This is a genomic window from Novosphingobium rosa NBRC 15208, from assembly GCF_001598555.1.
Taxonomy (GTDB): Bacteria; Pseudomonadota; Alphaproteobacteria; order Sphingomonadales; family Sphingomonadaceae; genus Novosphingobium; species Novosphingobium rosa.
The window spans coordinates 1-19245 of the sequence record NZ_BCZE01000014.1; the positions used below are offsets into that span (position 1 = coordinate 1).

General features: G+C 66.0%; 14 protein-coding genes. 11 read left to right on the forward strand and 3 right to left on the reverse strand.

Features of this window, described 5'->3' with window-relative positions:
- From SR3_RS06210 to trxA, 7 genes are all read left to right on the forward strand, one after another.
- On the forward strand, nucleotides 1-1683 hold a 1683-nt coding region (locus SR3_RS06210), incomplete at its 5' end, for a sensor histidine kinase (RefSeq protein WP_068082377.1).
- An 8-nt stretch (nucleotides 1684-1691) separates the two neighbouring features.
- Entirely contained in the window at nucleotides 1692-2138 is a 447-nt protein-coding gene (gene tsaE, locus SR3_RS06215) for a tRNA (adenosine(37)-N6)-threonylcarbamoyltransferase complex ATPase subunit type 1 TsaE (protein ID WP_068082378.1), read from the forward strand.
- Nucleotides 2135-3124, forward strand: a complete 990-nt coding sequence (locus SR3_RS06220; RefSeq protein ID WP_068082383.1) for an aminoglycoside phosphotransferase family protein — start codon at nucleotides 2135-2137, stop codon at nucleotides 3122-3124. The genes tsaE and SR3_RS06220 overlap by 4 nt, the downstream gene beginning before the upstream one ends.
- Nucleotides 3121-3849: a nucleotidyltransferase family protein gene (locus tag SR3_RS06225; RefSeq protein ID WP_068082386.1), complete on the forward strand. Its 729-nt coding sequence runs from the start codon at nucleotides 3121-3123 to the stop codon at nucleotides 3847-3849. Before SR3_RS06220 ends, SR3_RS06225 begins: the two co-directional genes overlap by 4 nt.
- On the forward strand, nucleotides 3849-6872 hold the full coding sequence (addB, locus tag SR3_RS06230) for a double-strand break repair protein AddB (protein ID WP_068082388.1): 3024 nt from the start codon (nucleotides 3849-3851) through the stop codon (nucleotides 6870-6872). The genes SR3_RS06225 and addB overlap by 1 nt, the downstream gene beginning before the upstream one ends.
- Nucleotides 6869-10384: a double-strand break repair helicase AddA gene (addA, locus tag SR3_RS06235; RefSeq protein WP_068082390.1), complete on the forward strand. Its 3516-nt coding sequence runs from the start codon at nucleotides 6869-6871 to the stop codon at nucleotides 10382-10384. Before addB ends, addA begins: the two co-directional genes overlap by 4 nt.
- A 59-nt stretch (nucleotides 10385-10443) precedes the next feature.
- The gene (gene trxA / locus SR3_RS06240) at nucleotides 10444-10764 is read left to right on the forward strand and encodes a thioredoxin (protein ID WP_068082393.1); all 321 of its coding nucleotides are present in this window, start codon (nucleotides 10444-10446) and stop codon (nucleotides 10762-10764) included.
- A 263-nt stretch (nucleotides 10765-11027) separates the two neighbouring features.
- On the opposite strand, the gene SR3_RS06245 is transcribed toward trxA, so the two are convergent.
- From SR3_RS06245 to argJ, 3 genes are read right to left on the reverse strand one after another with little or no spacing between them, the layout of a single operon-like run.
- A complete protein-coding gene (locus tag SR3_RS06245; RefSeq protein ID WP_068082396.1) occupies nucleotides 11028-11840 on the reverse strand; it encodes an inositol monophosphatase family protein in 813 nt (270 codons plus the stop codon).
- Nucleotides 11841-11848: 8 nt separating this feature from the next.
- Complete coding sequence (locus tag SR3_RS06250; RefSeq protein ID WP_068082399.1) at nucleotides 11849-12454, reverse strand: glutathione S-transferase family protein; 606 nt, start codon at nucleotides 12452-12454, stop codon at nucleotides 11849-11851.
- Between the two features lie 6 nt (nucleotides 12455-12460).
- Nucleotides 12461-13687, reverse strand: a complete 1227-nt coding sequence (gene argJ, locus SR3_RS06255) for a bifunctional glutamate N-acetyltransferase/amino-acid acetyltransferase ArgJ (RefSeq protein WP_068082474.1) — start codon at nucleotides 13685-13687, stop codon at nucleotides 12461-12463.
- 103 nt (nucleotides 13688-13790) lie between these two features.
- On the opposite strand from argJ, the gene SR3_RS06260 reads away from it, so the two are divergent.
- The 4 genes from SR3_RS06260 (at nucleotide 13791) to SR3_RS06275 (ending at nucleotide 19013) form a co-directional block, all read left to right on the forward strand.
- Nucleotides 13791-14681 (forward strand): energy transducer TonB, encoded by an 891-nt coding sequence (locus SR3_RS06260; protein WP_084455047.1) that lies wholly within the window; start codon nucleotides 13791-13793, stop codon nucleotides 14679-14681.
- Nucleotides 14682-14737: 56 nt separating this feature from the next.
- Complete coding sequence (locus tag SR3_RS06265; RefSeq protein WP_157098665.1) at nucleotides 14738-15013, forward strand: hypothetical protein; 276 nt, start codon at nucleotides 14738-14740, stop codon at nucleotides 15011-15013.
- 104 nt (nucleotides 15014-15117) lie between these two features.
- A complete protein-coding gene (gene secA / locus SR3_RS06270) occupies nucleotides 15118-17886 on the forward strand; it encodes a preprotein translocase subunit SecA (protein WP_068082410.1) in 2769 nt (922 codons plus the stop codon).
- A 434-nt stretch (nucleotides 17887-18320) separates the two neighbouring features.
- On the forward strand, nucleotides 18321-19013 hold the full coding sequence (locus SR3_RS06275) for a PilZ domain-containing protein (protein WP_157098666.1): 693 nt from the start codon (nucleotides 18321-18323) through the stop codon (nucleotides 19011-19013).
- Nucleotides 19014-19245 lie beyond the last annotated feature (232 nt).

Here is a 19245-nt window from a genome sequence, read left to right on the forward strand (position 1 = left end):
CCCGCCGATGTGGCGGCGCAGGCTTCGGCGCAGGGCCAGCCTATCGAGCGGGTGGTGGCCTCCACCATCAACGGTCAGCGCCGGACCCTGCGCGTTTCCGACCTGCCGCTGGGTGGGGAGGGCGTGGCCGGATACGCCATCGACATCGAGGATATGGAGGAGCTGAGCCGCACCCTGCGCGCCTTCCGCGAGGCGCAGCGCTCGCTGCTCGATCTGCTGTCCTCCGGCGTGGCGCAGTTCGATTCGGTGCGCCAGCTGGTCTTTGCCAACCAGCCCTTCCAGCGCCTGTTCGGCTTGCACAGCGCCGATATGCAGGGCGGTCTGGGCTTCGAGCGCTGGCTCGATGTCGCCCGCGACATGGGCCGCGTGCCCGAAGCGCGTGACTATCCCGCGTGGCGCCGCGACCATGTCGGCTGGTTCGCCCAGAACGCTGCTCAGGATGAGGCGTGGCCGCTTTCGGATGGCACCCATCTGCGCATCGCCGCCCAGCCCATGCCCGATGGCGGCCTGCTGCTGATCGCCGAGGATCGCACCGAAACGCTGCGCATCTCGGCCATGCGCGACACGCTGCTGCGCACCCGCACCGCCACCTTCGACAGCCTGTTCGAGGCCGTGGCCGTCTTTGCCCCAGATGGCCGGATGCAGATCTGGAACCGCCGCTTCGCCGCCGCCTGGGGGCTGGAGGGCGATTTCCTCGATGACCATCCGCATATTTCGGTGTTGCTCGACCATGTCGGCGCGATGCTGACGCAGCCGGGGCAGGCGCGCGCTCTGGGCGATTGCGTGCGCGCCGCCACGCTGGAACGGCGCGAGACCGGCGGGCGGGTGGCGCTGCTCGATGGGCGCACGCTGGAATATGCCGGCATGCCGCTGCCCGATGGCAATGGCCTGCTGATCGCTCTCGACATCACCGATTCGCAAAAGGCCGAGGATGCGCTGCGCGAACGCAACGCCGCGCTGGTCGAGGCCGATCACCTGAAAACCCGCTTCCTCGCCAATATGAGCTATGAATTCCGCACGCCTTTGACGTCCATCGGCGGATTTGCCGAGATGCTGCAGATGGGCCTCGGCGGCGATCTCTCGGACAGCGGGCGCGAGTATGTCGAGGCCATCCTCACCTCGGTCACCCGCCTGTCGGGCCAGATCGAAACCGTGCTGGACCTCTCGCAAAGCGAGGCGGGCATGCTGCCGCTGGCGCGCGAAAGCGTTGATATTCTGCCCTTCCTCACTGCTCTGGTGAAGGAGCGTGAGGCACGCATCGAGGAAGGCCATATTGCGCTGAACCTGCGCGGCAACAGCGGGGCAGGGCGCATTCCTGCCGATCCGCGCCGTCTGGGCCGCGCGCTGGGCCATCTGGTGGACAATGCCATTGCCGCAACGCATGGGAAGCCGGGCGGCGGCCAGATTCTGATCGATCTCGCCCGCCACCGCGTCGGCGGCCATGAGGTGCTGCGCATCGCCATCAGCGACGATGGCGCGGGCATGGACGCCGCTAGCCTCGCCCGCGCGCTGGGCGGCCTGCGCATGGGGCCCGATGGTACAGCCATCGAGCGCCGTCAGGGCCTCGGCCTGCCGTTGGCCCGCCAGCTGATCGAGGCGCATGGTGGCACGCTGGAACTCACCAGCCAGCCGGGCAAGGGCACCATCGCCTTGGTCGACCTGCCGATGGAGGCGCAGGTATGACTGGGGCCATGACCACCATCGACCTGCCCGATACGCAAGCCACCGAAGCGCTCGGCCAACGCATCGCCGCCCTGCTGGAACCCGGCGATGTGGTTGCCCTCACCGGCGGTCTCGGCGCTGGAAAAACCACGCTGGCCCGCGCGATCCTTGCCGCTCTAGGCCATGAGGGCGAGGTGCCGTCACCCACTTTCACCATCGTGGAAACCTATGATCCGCCCGCCACGCGCCTGCCGGTGGTCCATGCCGATTTCTACCGCCTCAACGGTCCCGCCGAGGCCGAGGAGATCGGCCTCGACGATTATCGCTACAATGCCGCGCTGATCGCCGAATGGCCCGATCATGCCGGTGGCTTCGCGCATGAACCCGCCTGCCTCTCGATTGATCTGGAGGTTGGGGATGGCACGCGCAGGGCCCTTGTTCGCCCCGGCACCGATTGGCTAAGGCGCTGGGCATGAGCACGATTCTGCCCGATGGTCTGGAACCCTTTATCGCCGCTGCCGGTTGGGGCGGCGCGCATGTCTCGCCCTTGCCGGGCGATGCCTCGTTCCGCCGCTATTTCCGCCTTAATTTGGCCGGGCAGCGCGCCATGCTGATGCATGCGCCGCCCCCGCATGAGGATCCGGCGCCCTTCCTGGCCGTGGCCCACTGGCTGGAAAACAACGGCCTGCGCGCCCCCCATATCCTCGCCGAGGACGCGCAAAAGGGCTGGGTGCTGCTGGAGGATTTCGGCGATCACCGCATGCGCGACTGGCTGGACATTCATCCCGGCGACGAAACCGCGATCTATCAGGCGGCGATGGCGCCGCTGGTGGCGCTGGGCCGTCTGCCTGCCGGGCCGTTCCCGCCCTATGATATGGCGGTCTATCTGCGCGAAGTGGGCCTGCTGACCGAATGGTATGCGCCCGCCGCTAAGCTGACGGTCGATGTGTCCGGCTATGTTGCCGCATGGGAAGACGTGCTGGCCCCGCTGATCGAACTGCAGGGAGAAGGCATCACCGTGCTGCGCGATTATCATGCCGAGAACATCATGCTGCTCGAAGGCGGGTTGACTGCGCAGGGCCTGCTCGATTTTCAGGACGCGCTGGCGGGCCATCCGGCCTATGATCTGGTCAGCCTGCTGCAGGACGCACGCCGCGACGTCTCGCTGGAGACGGAAGCTGCCACCCTCGACCATTATCTGGCTCTCACCGGCCATGAGCGCGAGCCGTTTCTGGCCGATTACGCCGTGCTGGGAGCGCAGCGCAACGCCAAGATCGTGGGCATTTTCGTGCGCCTGTGGCAGCGCGACGGCAAGCCGCGCTACCTCTCGCTGATCCCGCGCATCTGGGCCTGGCTGGAGCGTGATCTCAAGCACCCCGCGCTGGCCCCCGTGGCCGCATGGTTCGACGCCAACATCCCCGCAGACCTGCGCAACGCAGGCGGCGGGAGCCTCGGCGCATGAACAAGCCTCTTCTCGCCAGTGACACCGCCATGGTGCTGGCCGCCGGCATCGGCAAGCGCATGCGCCCGCTGACCGCCACCCGCCCCAAGCCGATGGTCAAGGTTCTGGGCAAACCGCTGATCGACCATGCGCTTGATCGGTTGGCCGATGCCGGGATCACCAAAGCCGTCGTCAACGCCCATTATCTGGCCGACCAGCTGGAAGCCCATCTCTCGCACCGCAAGATGCCGGTGGTGAGCATGTCGGATGAACGCGGCGGCCTGCTGGAAACCGGCGGCGGCATGGTGAAGGCGATGAAGGCGGGCCTGCTGCCCGATCCCTTCTTCGCCCTCAACAGCGACAACATCTGGCTCGACGGGCCGATCAATGCCTTTGCCGAACTCAGCAATGTCTGGGATGCGGATAAGATGGACGCGCTGGTGCTGGTGGTGCGCCATCCGGTTGCCCATAATTATCAGGGCATTGGCGATTTCCATCTCGATGCGCTGGGCCGCGTCAGCCGCCGCACCCATGGCCGCGTGGCGCCCTATATCTATTCGGGCATCCAACTGGTCTCGCATCGCCTGCTGCGCGACGCGCCCGAGGGCGGTTTTTCCACCAATGTGCTGTGGAACCGCGCCATCGCCGAGGGCCGTCTCTTCGGCCACGTCCATACCGGCGAATGGATCGAGGTGGGCGAACCGGCCCATATCGCCCCGGCCGAGGCCCTGCTGACCCGCATGTGATGGCGGTGGTCGGCAAGCCCAACCTCTGGTCCATTCCTGCCCATCGCGGTTTTGCCGATGCTCTGGTGGCGGGGCTGCTGCCGCGTTACAGCGGCGATCCGCTGGGTCTGGCGCGGCTGACGCTGCTGCTGCCCAGCCAGCGCGCGATCCGCTCTGTCACGGAAGCCTTCGTGCGCGCGCTGGGTGAGCAGGATGCCTTGGGCGGCCTGCTGCTGCCGCGCATGGTGGTGCTGGGCGACCTCGATCTGGATGAGGCCCTGGGCGCCTTGCTCGATCCGCTGGACGGCCCCGATGTGCCGCCCGCCGCCGATCCCACCGCGCGCTGGCTGCGTCTGGCGGCTTTGATCCGCACCATCGAGGGCGATGAGGCTCCCAAGGGCGCCGCCCTGCTGCGCCGCGCCTGGGAGGCCGGGCAGACGATGGATCGTCTAGCGGTGGAGGGCATCGCGCCCGAAACACTGCTTTCGGATGAGATTGTGGGGCTTGTCGGCGAGCAGGCCGCGCATTGGCAGGACAGCACGCGAGGCTTCCTCAAGCTGATGGCCCACTGGCGCGCCGAGCTACAGGCGCAAGGCCGCGTCGATCCGCCCACGCGGCGCAATCTGCTGTTTGCCCATGCGGCGCAGGCGTGGAAGGCTTCTCCGCCCAAAAATCCCATTCTGGCGGCGGGCGTGACCAGCGCCTCGCCCGCTCTGGCCGATCTGCTGCGGGTGGTGAGCGAATTGCCCGAAGGCGGCGTGGTGTTGCCTGACCTCGATCTGACGCTCGACGATGCGGTGTGGGATGAGTTGGGGCAGGCGGGCCATCCGGAGGAACCCGGAGGGCCGCCTTTCGGGCGCTCGGACGCTGCCACCCATCCGCAATATCACCTCAAACTGCTGCTCAACCGCATGGGGGTGGCGCGGGGCGAGGTGCAGTTGTGGCAGCGCTCTGGCCCGGCTTCGGCGCCGCCAGAGCGGGCGCGGGCGATCTCCAACCTGTTTCTGCCACCTCAGGCTTCGGCGCGCTGGGTCGATCTGCCCGAGAAGCAGCGTCGCCTTGCCAATGTCCGCCTGATGGAAAGCGGCCACCCCGGCGAGGAAGCCCAGGCCATCGCCCTCCTGATGCGCGAGGCTTTGGAAATCCCCGAAAAGCGCGTGGCTCTGGTGACGCCGGACCGCGCTCTGGCCGGGCGCGTGGTAGCGCATCTGGCGCGCTGGGGCATTGGCGCGGACGATTCGGGTGGTCAGCCGCTGTCGCAGACGCTGGCGGGCCGCTTCCTGCTGCTGCTGGCCGAAGTGGCGGGCGAGCAGGCGACGCCCGTGCCGCTTATCGCGTTGTTGGGCCATCCGCTGGTGAAAGCCGGCGAAACGCGCCCACGCTGGCTGGAAAGCGTGCGTGCGCTCGATCTGCTGCTGCGTGGGCCGCGCCCCGATGCCGGGCTGGAACCCATTGCGGGCGTGATCGAGAACAAGGCCTCACCCCGCCGCAAGCCGGGCCTGAACGCTTGGTGGGGCGAGGCCGCTGCCATGCTCTGGCCCCTGATGGAGGCTGCGCGGGCCGAGGCCCTGCCGCTCTCCACCCTGCTCGATGCGCTGGTCACCTGCGGCGAGGCCCTGTGCGGCCAAGGCCTGTGGGGCGAGGCGGATGGACGCGCTCTGGCCTCTTTCGTGGAAGGGCTGCGCAACGCCAGCGATGGTACGGATCTGCCAATTCCGCCGCGCGATCTACCCGCCGTGCTGCGCGATGCGATGGACCGCATATCCGTCCGCCCGGCATGGGGCGGCCACCCCCGCGTGGCGATCTACGGCCTGCTGGAAGCCCGCATGGGCCGCGCCGATCTGGTGATCTGCGGCGGCCTGACCGAGGGCGTCTGGCCCGGCTCGCCCAAGCCCGACCCACTGCTGCCGCCCGCCGTTTTGCGCCAGCTTGGCGTGCCGGGCGCCGATTTCCGCATCGGCCTTGCCGCGCATGACCTTGCGGCCTGCCTCGGCGCGCCCGAGGTGGTGCTGAGCTGGGCGCGGCGTGACGAGGGCGCTCCGGTGATCCCCAGCCGCTTTGTGCTGCGCGTGATGGCCATGCTGGGCGAGAAGCTGGCCAAGGATCACCGCGAAACGCGCATTCCTGCCTGGGCCGGGGGGCTGGATGTGGGCCGCAAGGTGCCGCCGCATCCGCGCCCCCAACCCATGCCTTCGCGTGAGCAGCGGCTGGTCGATATTGCGGTGACGGCGCTCGACCGGCTGCGCGCAGATCCTTACCAGTTCTATGCGCAGGCCATTCTGGGGCTGCGCTCGATCGACGCGCTCGATGCCCAGCCCAGCCCGGCGTGGCGCGGCACGGCGGTGCATGACATTCTGGATGCCTGGCACAAGGCTGGAGCTGTGCCGGGTACGCTGGCGGCCACAGCGGGCGTGGTGCTGGATTCGATGCAGGCTCATCCGCTGGAGCGCAGCCTGTGGCGCCCGCGTCTGGTCGCCGCGCTGGAATGGATCGACAGCGAGGTGACCGCGCTGGTGGCGGAAGGCCGCCGCGTGATCGCCACCGAGATCAAGGGCGAGATGAAGGTCGATGGCATCCGCATCCATGGCCGCGCCGACCGCATCGACCGCAACCCCGATGGTTCTCTGGCGGTGGTGGATTACAAGACCGGCGCGCCGCCCAGCGGCAAGCAGGTGCAGGCGGGCTTTGCGCTGCAATTGGGGCTGATCGGCATGATCGCCGGGGATGGCGGTTTTGCGGGTGCGGAGGGCGAGGCCACGCGCTTCGAATATTGGTCGATGACGCGCCGCAGAAAGGGCGAGCCCGGTTTCGGCTGGCGCGATGAGCCTATTCTGGAAAAGCCCAAGCGCAGCGGCATCCCGCGCGAGGAATTTTTGCCCAAAACAGAAGAGTTTTTGCGTGAGGCCATCGCCCGCTGGCTGCTGGGCAGCGAGCCTTTCACCGCGCGGCTCAATCCCGATATCGCCGGCTACAATGATTACGACCAGCTGATGCGTCTGGATGAATGGCTCGGCCTGCTGGGCGATGAGGAGCCGAACGCATGAGCGAACCTGCCATCCACCCGCTGTTCGGCAATCAGGCGCTGGCGGTCAATCCGGCGCAGACGGTGTGGCTTTCGGCCAGCGCGGGCACGGGCAAGACCCAGGTGCTCTCGGCGCGCGTGCTGCGCCTGCTGCTGGAAAGCGATGTGCGGCCAGAGCAGATCCTGTGCCTCACCTTTACCAAGGCGGGCGCCACCGAAATGGCCGCGCGCATCAATGAAACGCTGGCGCGCTGGGTGAGGGCCGAGCCCGCAAGGCTGGCGCTGGAACTGCAGGCCATCGGCGCCGACATTGGCCCGGAAACGCAGGGCCGGGCGCGCACGCTGTTTGCCGCCGTGCTCGATTGCCCCGGCGGGGGCTTGCGCATCGATACGATCCACGCCTTCTCGCAATGGCTGCTGGCGGCTTTCCCGCAAGAGGCGGGCCTCACCCCCGGCACGCGGCCCATGGAGGAGCAGGAGACGGTGCTGCTCAGCCGTCAGGTGCTGGCCGATCTGCTGCTCGATGCGGAGAATGGCGGGGATGAGGCCTTGTCCGTCGCCTTGTCCGATTTGTCGCTGCGGATGGGCGGGGATGCGGCGCTGCGCTGGCTGATGGATTGCGCTCGGGCGCGCGATCTGTGGATCGGGCCGGGGGCATGGATGCCGCCTCTGGATGCGCGCGTGCGGCAACTGCTGGGTCTGCCCGCCGACGCAGATGACGCGCTGGTGGCGGCGTTATGCGCCGACGATGCCTTCGATGTGCGATCTTTGCGCGCCGCGATGATCGCCAACCAGCAATGGAAGGGCAAGACCGGCGAGAAAAACGCCAACACCATCGGCGACTGGTTGACCGCTGATGAAGCAGGCCGCGCCGTGCGGATCGACGATCTGTGGGGTGTGTTTTTCACCCAGAAGGGCGAACCGCGCGCCAGCGCCAGCCTCGACAAGATCGACCCCGATTACCCCGCCCATGTGCTGCGCGTGGGCGAAGGCATCGCCAGGGTGCGAGAGGCCGCCGCGCTGGTCGCCCTGGCCGAATGGCTCACCCCGGCGCTGGCTCTGGGCCGCGCTTATGCCCTGGCCTGGGACGGTGCCAAGGCCCGCGAGGGCCTGATCGATTTCGATGACCAGATCCGCAGCGCGGCGGCTCTGCTGGCCCGCGCCGATATGGCCGACTGGATCCGCTATAAGATGGACCGCCGTTTCGACCATCTGCTGGTCGATGAGGCGCAGGACACCAATGCCGCGCAATGGCGCATCATCGACGCGCTGACCGAAGAATTCTTCGCGGGAGAAGGCGCCAAGCCCGACAAGGCGCGCACGCTGTTCGTGGTGGGCGATTACAAGCAGGCGATCTTCGGCTTTCAGGGCACCAGCCCGGAAAACTTCGAGGAAGCGCGGGGTCGGGTGAAGCGCCGTATGCTGGGCGCGGCGGACAATGCCGAAGCTTTGCGTGATGGCCCCGAACCATCCCGCCTGACCGAACTGGGGCTGGAGCAATCCTTCCGCACCGCCGGCGCCGTGCTGGATTTTGTCGACCGCGCGATCGAGCATGTCGGCCATGCCGCCTTTGGCTTGGGCAGTGCGCCGGAAAAGCACAAGGGACAGGCCCGGCCTGGCCTGGTGACGCTGTGGCGCCCGGTCGGCCAGACCAGCGAAGACGATGTAGAGGGCGAAGAGGATGAGGGCGGCGAAGGCTGGCTCTCCCGTCCCGAGCGCGAGATGGCCGAGCGGATTGCCCGTCAGGTCAAGGACTGGCTGGATTCTCCGGGCGGCTTTCCGCTGGTGAAGGGCAAGGAACCGCGCCGCGCCCATGCCGGAGACGTGATGGTGCTGGTGCGCAAGCGCGGCGCTCTGGCGGCGCTGATCGTGGCGCGGCTGCATGCGGCGGGCGTGCCGGTGGCGGGCGTGGACCGCCTGCGTCTGGGCGCTCCCTTGGCGGTGAAGGATCTGGTGGCGGCGCTGCGCTTTGCCGCCCAGCCGCTCGACGATCTCAATCTGGCCAATCTGCTGGTGTCGCCGCTGGTCGGCTGGTCGCAGGAGCAGCTGCTGGCCCATGGCTACCGCGCCAAGGGCGTCCATCTGTGGGACCATCTGCGCGCCGCCACCGATGCCGAGCCGCGTGCTGTGCTGGCGCACTTGCTGGAACTGCTGGGCAAGGCGGAAATCCGCCCGGTGCAGGCGGTGTTGCACTGGATGCTGGTGGGCCCGTGGCAGGGGCGCAAGCGGCTGGTCGCCCGGCTGGGGCATGAGGCCAATGATCCCATCGATGAACTCATCAATGCCGCCCATGCCTATGCCGCCAGTTCCACGCCTAGCCTTGTGGGCTTCCTTAACTGGTTCGAGGCGGGCGATGGTGAGCTGAAGCGCGAGGCGGGCCGCGCCGATGGCCTTGTCCGCGTGATGACGGTGCATGGCTCGAAGGGGCTGCAGGCGCCCATCGTGATCCTGGCCGACGCCACCGGCAATCCCGAGGCGGGGCGCGGCGGCGCTCTATCCCTGACCGATCCGATGAGCCTGATCGGCAGCGATGAACCGCGCCGCGTGCCCATGCCGCCTTTGTCGCGCGAGGAGCGGCTGGGCCGTCTGGCGCAAGCCGCCGAAGTCGCCGCCAAGGCCGAGGGCGAGGAACATTGGCGTCTGCTCTACGTCGCCATGACCCGCGCCGAGGAAGCGCTGTTTATCGGTGGCGCGCTGGGCAAGCGTGACAAGGTGCCAGCGCCCGCCAGCTGGTATGCGCGCCTTGCCGAACTGTTCCCTGCAGACGCCTGGCAGGACGATACCATCTGGGGCGCCAGCGCCAGCCATGGTGGCATGCCGCCCAGTCCGGTTTGGCAGGCTGAAACCCGCAGTTTCGATATGGGCGAGGCGCTGCCCGGCTGGGCCTCACGCACCGCGCCCGATGAACCGACGCCGCCGCGTCCGCTGGCGCCTTCCGCGCTGGGCGAGGAAGGCGCGGTCGATCCTCCATTCCCGCCGGGCGCCGGGCGGGCTCAGGCGGCAAGGCGGGGTACGCTGATCCATGCGCTACTGGAACGCTTGCCGGATGTGGCGCCTGAGGTCCGCGCGGATGTGGCGGCGCGCTGGCTGCAGCGTCAGGCCGGCGATCTGGATGATTTGACGCGCGACAATCTGGCCAAAGCCGCGCTGGCGGTGGTGAATGATCCGCGCTGGGCTGATCTGTTCGCTCAGGAGGCGCTGGCCGAGGTGCCCATTGCCGCGCTGATCTCCACCGCCGCCGGGCCTCAGGCCGTGGCGGGTGTGATCGACCGGCTGGTGATCGCGCCCGACAGCATCAGGCTGGTGGATTACAAGACCGCGCGGCGACCTCCCATGGGGCTGGAGGATGTGCCCGTTGCCTCGTTGCGCCAGATGGCGGCCTATGTCGCCGCGCTGGAAAGCAGCTTTCCGGGCCGCCGCGTGGAGGCAGCCTTGCTCTACACCGAAGCCGCGCGCCTGATTGCTATCCCCCACGAGGTGATCGTTCAGCACAAAATTGCCTTGGGTCACAGGCAGCAAAGCTTCACCGCCTGAACGCTTGTCAAACCGGGCATGCTTCCTAGATACATGCCAACGCATTTGGAGTTTTGATTATGGCCACGATTACCGTCAGCGATTCGTCCTTCTCCACCGACGTGCTGGGCGCCGACAAGCCCGTGCTCGTGGATTTCTGGGCCGACTGGTGCGGCCCCTGCAAGATGATTGCGCCCGCGCTGGAAGAGATCAGCGAGGAACTCGCCGACCAGATCACCATCGCCAAGGTGGACATCATGGCCAACACCGACACCGCCAGCCAGTTCGGCGTGCAGTCGATCCCCTATCTGGTGCTGTTCAAGGACGGCAAGCCCGTCGCCCAGAAGCTGGGCGCGGCGCCCAAGGGCCAGCTCAAGGGCTGGATCGAGAGCGTTCTTTAAGTTCGGAAGAAAGTGAAGTGCGAGGGGGTTACCCCCTCGCGCTCTCATAACGTCTTCCGACGATAGGGCAGGGGCACCGCATCGTGGCGCTCCCGGCTCTCCACCTGCGCAGTGCAAAGCGCCGCAGGCAACCAATCCCAAATCGATAGAGTGGTGCCGGGCGTTTCCAGCCTGCGGCGAGGTTAGGCCTTTGGCCGAACCCATGGCGCAAGGTAGACATTAAAGGGAGCGCGAGGGCGATGGCCCTCGCATTTTCTCTTTTCTTAAATCCCTGCAATCCTGCCAGCCAGTTCTTCCCACAAGGCGGGAGAGGCAGCCCCGATCAGCCCCTTGCGATCATCATCGACACGATAGGGCGAGCCATCGAAGCGCGCCGCCTTGCCACCGGCCTCGTTGAGGAACAGCACCCCGGCGGCATGATCCCAGGCCAGCGTGCGCTCGAACAGCGAGACATCGTTCACGCCCAGAGCCAAACGCGGGTATTGCTCGGCAGCGCAGCGGGGCACATCGACCACGGTGTAATGCGGCGCGATATGCGTTTGGATCGCGGCGCGGCGGTCCGGGTCGGCGAAGATCAGCGAGAGGGCCGCGACCGGAGGCACCGTGCCGGTGGGCTTGGCCATCAAGCGCTCGCCGTTGAGAAAGGCGCCTTCGCCGCGGCGGGCGTGGCAGAAGCGGCCCGAGAGCACATCGTAGATCCAGCCGCCGATGGTCTCGCCGCCCTGGGCCAGCGCGATCAGGATGCCGAAGGGCGGGCGACCATGGGCGAAATTGTTGGTGCCATCCAGAGGGTCGATGATCCAGCACAGCTCCTCGCCAAGGCGGGCCATGATGGCGGGGTCGGCGTGGGCGGCTTCCTCGCCCACAATGGCGGCTTCGGGCAGGATCTTGGCGAGGCCTTCGGACAGGATCGCCTCGCTTTCCTTGTCGGCGATGGTGACGAGGTCGTCATGGGCCTTTTCCACGATCTCGCTGGCGGCCAGATGCTGGTAGCGCGGGCGGATGGCGCGCTCTGCGGCATCGGCCATCACGGTGTAGACGGCTTCGGTCAGCGGATCGTTGATGGGCTTGGTCATGGCGGCTTTCAGGTAAGCGGAATTGTGACGTATTTAAAGCCGGGGCGCAGCTTCAGCTTTTCGTACCAGGCGCGGACGTGTGGGGTCTCGATGCGGTCGAGCCCCAGCGTGAGCCAGGTGTGGGTGTAGGTGCCCATGGGAATGTCGGCGATGCCGAAGTCCTTGCCGGAAAGCCATTCCTGAGAGGCCAGGGTCTCTTCCAGAATGGCCATCATCGCGCTGGTGGCCTGCGCGCCTTTTTCAACCTTGGCCTTGTCGCGCTCACCTTCGGGCACGCGGACCATCTGGAGGAAGGCCTCGCGCTGGGCATCGGCGAACTGGAACTGCCAGTCCATCCAGCGGTCCGCTTTGGCGCGGGTTTGCGTATCGCCGCTCCACAGGTGGCGGGCGTGCTGGTCGGCGATGTAGCGCAGGATGGCGTTCGATTCCCAAAGGGTGAAATCGCCATCCTGTATGGTGGGGACCAGACGGTTGGGGTTCATCGCCAGATACTCGGGCGTGTAGCCGAACTGGCCACCTATATCGTGGCGTTCCCATTCAAGGCCCGCCTCGACAGTGGCCCAGACCACTTTCTTCACATTATGCGAGTTGAGGCGCCCCCAGATGGTGAACATGGCGCGTCAGCTCCGGTAATCGGCGTTGATCGAGATGTAGCCATGCGTCAGGTCGCAGGTCCACACGGTGGCCGTGCCTTCGCCCAGGCCAAGATCGACGGTGATGTCGATGTCCGTGCCGCGCAGATGCTCGGCGACGGGGGCTTCGTCGTAATCGGCCAGCGGCTGGCCGTCCTTGGCGGCCCAGATGCCGCCGAAGCCGATGGAAAGCTTGTCGCGGTCGGCGGGTTCGCCCGCCTTGCCCACGGCCATGACGATGCGGCCCCAATTGGCGTCCTGCCCGGCGATGGCGGTCTTCACCAGCGGTGAGTTGGCAATGGCGAGGCCCACCTTGCGGGCGCTGACATCGCTAACGGCGCCGCTGACGGTGACGGCGATGAACTTCTGCGCGCCCTCGCCATCCTTCACCACCAGATGGGAAAGCTGGCGGCAGATGTCCTTCAGCGCGGCGGCGAAGGCATCGGCGCCTTGGGTGTTTTCATCCTCGATGAGGTCGTTGCCCGCCTTGCCGGTGGCGAAGGCCATCACCGTGTCGCTGGTCGAGGTGTCGGAATCCACTGTGATGCAGTTGAAGGTTTCGTCGGCGGCCTGGCTCAGCAGCTTTTGCAGGAAGGCCGGGTGAATCGCGGCGTCGGTGAAGATATAGCCCAGCATGGTGGCCATATCGGGCGCGATCATGCCGCTGCCCTTGATGATGGCGCTGAAGTTCACCGTCTTGCCGCCCACGATGGCGCTGGCGGTGGCGCCCTTGGCAAAGGTGTCGGTGGTGCCGATGGTGTTGGCGGCATCTTCCCACGAGCAAGGCGCGGCCGTCAGGGCGGCGGCCACGCCTGCCTGCGCCTTGTCCTTGGGCAGGGGCACGCCGATCACGCCGGTGGAGGAGACGAAAACTTCCTCTTTCGCGCAGCCCAGATGCGCGGCGACCTGATCCATGATCTGCTCGACCGCCTCGCGCCCGCGATAGCCGGTGAAGGCATTGGAATTGCCGGCATTGACGATCAGCGCGCGGGCGGACCCTTGCGCCACGTTCTGCCGACCCAGCTCGACTTCGGAGGAGCAGCAGATGTTGCGGGTGAACACGCCCGCCACGGATGTGCCTTCCGCCAGTTCGACATAGGTGAGGTCGCAGCGGTCCCAGGCCTTGTACTGCGCGCGGGCGACGCGCGGTGTTGCCCCGGCAATCGCGGGCAGGGCAGGGAAGGGCGAGGCGAGCGGAGAGATGGCGTGACTCATGCGCAGCGGGGTAGCGCAGCGGTGTGACAGGTCAAGGGCGGATGGGCTGGTTGCGGGCAGGATCAAGCTCTTGTAATCTGACCACGGGATAGGAGACCGGGCGATGCTTTGGTTGATGATGATGGCGCAGGCGATGCCTTTGGCTGTTCCGGCGGAGCGTGCCATGCGGGCGGACCGTTCGGAGCCGGTGCCTCGCGCGGCATCACCAGTCACGGCGGGCGTGACCCCCGCCTTGGTCACTGTTCCTCTGGTTATGCCGCCCTCAACCCTGCCGCATGGGCCGGTGCCGGTGGTGCGTCAGGCAGGCTGGATCAGGGCCAGCGATTATCCGGCCGTTGCCCTGATGAAGCATGAGCAGGGTTCCACCGGCTTTGTCCTCTCGGTGAACAGCCGGGGTGAGGTGAGTGATTGTGTGGTTGCGGCTTCCAGCGGATCGCCCACGCTGGATCATGTGGCGTGTGGCCTGCTGTGGGAAAGGGCGGCCTTTACGCCCGCGCTCGACGGGCAGGGGAGGCCGGTGGCCGGAATCTATGTCAGCTGGGTCAACTGGATTCTTCTCGGCGTGGCGCGCCCGCCTTTGCCGGTGAGGGTGCCGCCGCGAGGCAGACCTTGCCCTGTGCCGGACGGGCAGGCGCCTGGGCCTGCTTCCTGCCGCAGCATTGCCCCGGCAGCGGCCATGACGAGCCCGCTTCCCACCCCGGCGAGCCCGCCTGTCCCGCTCAACAAGGGCCAGTGGATCACGCCCGAGGACTATCCATCGCAGGCGCTGCGCAAGGGTGAGGGGGGCACGGTCGGCTACCGGCTGGTGATCGCTGCCGATGGCCGGGTGGAGGGTTGCACCGTCACCGCGTCGAGTGGATCGGATGAGCTGGATGCGGCCACCTGCTCCTATCTGTCGCGCCGGGCCATCTTCACCCCGGCACGCGATGCGGCGAGCAGGCCGGTGAGGGCCGCCTATGCATCGCATATGGCATGGACCGTGACGAAGAACTAATCCGGGCAAGCAGGTCTGGACGCGCGCAATCGGCCTGCCTATATCACGGTCCCAACATGATCCGCATGCTGCTCACCTTTCTGGCTTTGATGTCCGGGCTGGCCGCCTCTGGCGCGCCGACGCTTGCCCAGGCGATGGAGCCGCGCGCGGTGGTGGCATCCGGGCGTTACATCACGCCGGGCGCCGCGCGCGTTTCGGACCATGTGGTGGCCCATGGCCGCGCCATGACGCGCCCCGCGCAGCCGGCCCTTGTGGCCGCGCGCCTCTTTACGCCAGCCCCCGCGCCCATGGTGGCCCCGGTGCTGGTTGGGATTGAGCGCGCCCGCGAGTAAGACGCGGCGCCTTTTCCCTTTCTCAAGCATTTATGCCGCAGACGCGCGCGTGAACATCCACGCCGCCGCGGCCATGACCGACCTTTCATTTCAGGAAAAATTGCATGTTTCAGGCCCTTGCCAAGTCTCTCTTCGGCTCGTCCAACGACCGTTATGTGAAGTCGCTCGACAAGACGGTGCAGAAGATCGCGGCCTTCGAAGGCGCCGTGCAGCAGCTGTCGGACGAGGAATTGCGCGGCCAGACCGACCGCTTCCGCGCCATGCTGGCCGAGGGCAAGACGCTTGACGATATCCTGCCCGAAGCCTTCGCCACCGTGCGCGAGGCCTCGACCCGCTGCATGGGCATGCGCCATTTCGATGTGCAGATGATCGGCGGCATGGTGCTGCACCGTGGCGAGATCGCCGAAATGCGCACCGGTGAGGGCAAGACGCTGGTTGCCACGCTGGCTGTTTATCTGAACGCGCTGGAGGGCAAGGGCGTCCACGTTGTGACCGTGAACGACTATCTGGCCAAGCGCGACGCTGAAACCATGGGCGTGCTTTACAACTTCCTGGGCCTGACCGTGGGCACCATCGTCCCCAATCTGGACGAAATGGAGCGCCGCGCCGCCTACAATTGCGACATCACCTACGCCACCAACAACGAACTCGGCTTCGACTATCTGCGCGACAATATGAAGCACTCGCGTGATCAGATGGTCCACCGCGCCTTCAACTACGCCATCGTCGATGAAGTCGATTCGATCCTGATCGACGAGGCGCGCACACCGCTCATCATCTCGGGCCCCACCGACGACAAGAGCGACCTCTATCTGGCCGTCGATGCCATCGTGAAGAACCTCAACCCCGAGGATTACGAGGCCGACGAAAAGACCAAGAACATCACCTTCACCGAGGACGGCATCGAGCGTGCCGAGCGTCTGCTGGAGGAAGCCGGTCTGCTGGAAGGCAGCAATCTCTACGACATCGAGAACACGCAGGTCGTCCATCACCTCGACCAGGCCCTGAAGGGCAATGTGATGTTCAAGCGCGACATCGACTACATCGTGAAGGACGGCAAGGTCATCATCATCGATGAGTTCACCGGCCGCATGATGGATGGGCGCCGCTGGTCCAACGGCCTGCATCAGGCGGTGGAGGCGAAGGAAGGCGTCCGCATCGAGCCGGAGAACCAGACCATGGCCTCGATCACCTTCCAGAACTATTTCCGCATGTATCCCAAGCTGTGCGGCATGACCGGCACGGCGGCCACCGAAGCGCCCGAATTCTTCGACATTTACAAGATGAATGTGGTGACCATCCCCACCAACGTGCCGGTGCAGCGCATCGACGAGGAGGATGAGTTCTACAAGAACACGAACGACAAATTCGCCGCCATCGCCCGCCTGATCCGCGAGAAGAACGAGATCGGCCAGCCGGTGCTGGTGGGCACGGTCTCGATCGAGAAGTCGGAACTGCTCAGCGAATTCCTCAAGGCCGAGGGGGTGAAGCACAATGTGCTCAACGCCCGTTTCCACGAAATGGAAGCCCATATCGTGGCGCAGGCCGGCAGCCTTGGCGCGGTGACCATCGCCACCAACATGGCGGGTCGCGGTACGGACATCAAGCTGGGCGGCAACCTTGAGTTCCGCATTGAGGACGAGCTGCGCGATCTGCCCGAGGGGCCGGAGCGCGAGGCGCGCATCGCCGCCATCAAGGCCGAGATCGATGCCGAGAAGGAGCAGGTGCTGACCGCCGGCGGCCTCTGCGTGATCGGCACCGAGCGCCACGAAAGTCGCCGCATCGACAACCAGCTGCGCGGCCGTTCGGGCCGTCAGGGTGACCCGGGGCTCTCGAAGTTCTACCTCTGCCTGGAGGACGATCTGCTGCGCATCTTTGGGCCGGACACGATGTTCTCGCGCATGATGAACAGCAATCTGGCCGATGGTGAGGCGATCGGCTCCAAGTGGCTGTCCAAGGCCATTGAGCAGGCGCAGAAGAAGGTCGAGGCGCGCAACTACGACATCCGCAAGCAGGTCGTGGAATACGACGATGTGATGAACGACCAGCGCAAGGTCATCTACGAGCAGCGCGCCGACATCATGGATGCCGAGGCGCTGGACGATGTGGTGCTGGATATGCGTCATGAGACGGTGAATGCGCTGGTCGCCACCGCTTGCCCGCATGGCTCTTACCCCGAGCAGTGGAACTTTGAGGGGCTGCGCGAGCAGGCCTTCGCCACGCTGGGCCTTGAGTTGCCGCTGGACGCATGGATGGAAGAGGACGGCATCGAGCCCCAGACCATTGAGGAGCGCGTGCAGACGCTGGTCGATGAGAAGATGGCGGCCAAGGTTGCCGCCAACGATCCGGCCATCTGGCAGCAGGTGGAAAAGAGCGTGCTGTTGGAGCGCCTCGACCATTACTGGAAGGAGCATCTGGCCACGCTGGACGCGCTGCGTCAGGTGGTGTTCCTGCGTGCCTATGCCCAGAAGACGCCGATCAACGAATACAAGCAGGAAGCCTTCGGCCTGTTCGAGCGCATGCTCGATACCATCCGCGAGGATGTGACGCGCATCCTGTGCACCGCCGAAATCCAGTTCGGCCAGCCTGCCGCGCCCGAGCTGCCGCAGCTGCCCGATTTCCTGACCAATCTGGATGATTTGGGTGCCGACGGCTTCGGTGGTGTGAGCCCGGCGCCTGCCGGTTCGCCCTTCTCGGCCGATGCGCTGCTGGCCAGCGGCTTTGGCGCGGGCGTGGCGGCGGGGTCGCTGTCGGCTGGCGAGCCGGGGCAGCCTCAGGGCGATCCCTATGCGCATATGGGTCTGAACCGTAATGCGCTGTGCCCTTGCGGCTCGGGGCAAAAGTACAAGCATTGCCACGGCGCGGTGGTCTGAGGCGAGGGCCGCCTCGCTCCGGGTTTGCCAACGAACCCTTTGGATTTGTTTCCATCGCATCGGCCGTCCGCTTCATCGCGGGCGGCCGAAATGCGTTGCGGATTATTTATCCTATTTAAATATTTCGTCTTTTAGGCTGGCAATCTATTGTTGTGGCCGTTCCGGCTGTTTTCAGGCTTGCCTTGCTGATGTTTCGGCATGAATATGTCGTGAATCTTATCGTGATTTCATAACTGATTTACCATTCTTGTGCGATTGAGAAGGCAAGACATTGACAGGTGGGGCAATCACTCGCGGGTTTCGCGATGGGGCCTTTCGAGATGTGATGGTGATGGCTTGATCGTATTCGTCGGCCATGGGGCTCGCCCTCATGGAGGTATGAACCGGCGGCTGAAGTGAAGGCGCTCCCCCGGGCGTTTGTGTGAGGTGACGAATTGGCGCAGGATCCTAACTCGATGCAGGAAGCGGCGGCGGGCGCTGTAGCTCAGCCTGCGCCGCAGTCGGGGGCGGAATTGCGCCGCGCGCCGCGCTATACGCTGCTGGTGCGGGCGGCCAAGCTGGTGCTGGACGGGCGCGAATATCTCTGCGTGCTGCGCGATGCCTCCAGCACGGGCGTGAAGGTCCGCATTTTCCATTCGCTGCCCAATTATGAGCATATCGCGCTCGAGACCGGCAGTGGTGAGCGCTATCCGATGGAAATGATGTGGTTCAAGGATGACCACGCCGGTTTCCGCTTCTTCGACGAGATCGACGTTCAGGCTTTGATCGAGGACCGGCGGGAGACCTATCCGCGCCGCCAGATCCGCCTGCGGCTGGAACGCCCCGCCACGATCCATTCGGGCAGCAAGAGCTGGCCGATCCTGCTGCGCGACATCTCGCAACAGGGCGCCTGCATCGAAACACCCGAACGTTTGCTGCTGCGCCAGTTGGTGAAGGTGGATATTCCCGGCTTCCCGCAGATCTATGCCAAGGTCTGCTGGCGGCAGGAGCCGCGCCATGGTCTGGCGCTTGAAACCAGCTTCACCATGGATGAGCTGGCGGTCAACATCATGAAGATGCATGAATATCCGCTGGTGGCCGCACCGGGCGGTGTGGTGCCGGGCGCGAACATCCGCGCGGTGATTTAAGGCGCGGGTCGACCGGGACATCGCCGTGGCGATTGCCCCAGGAGGCGGTCGCACTCGAACACTTTCCTTACCCCGTTTCCTGTCATTCCGCCGGAAGACGTCCCGCGAGCGTGAGAGGGTAACCCCCTCGCATTGTCTCTTTTCTTTTGCCCACAACAAAAGCCCGCCACCAGAATGACGGGCTGTGCATGCCTAAATTCTTGAAAAGAAAGGCGGGCAGGGGCGGCGATGG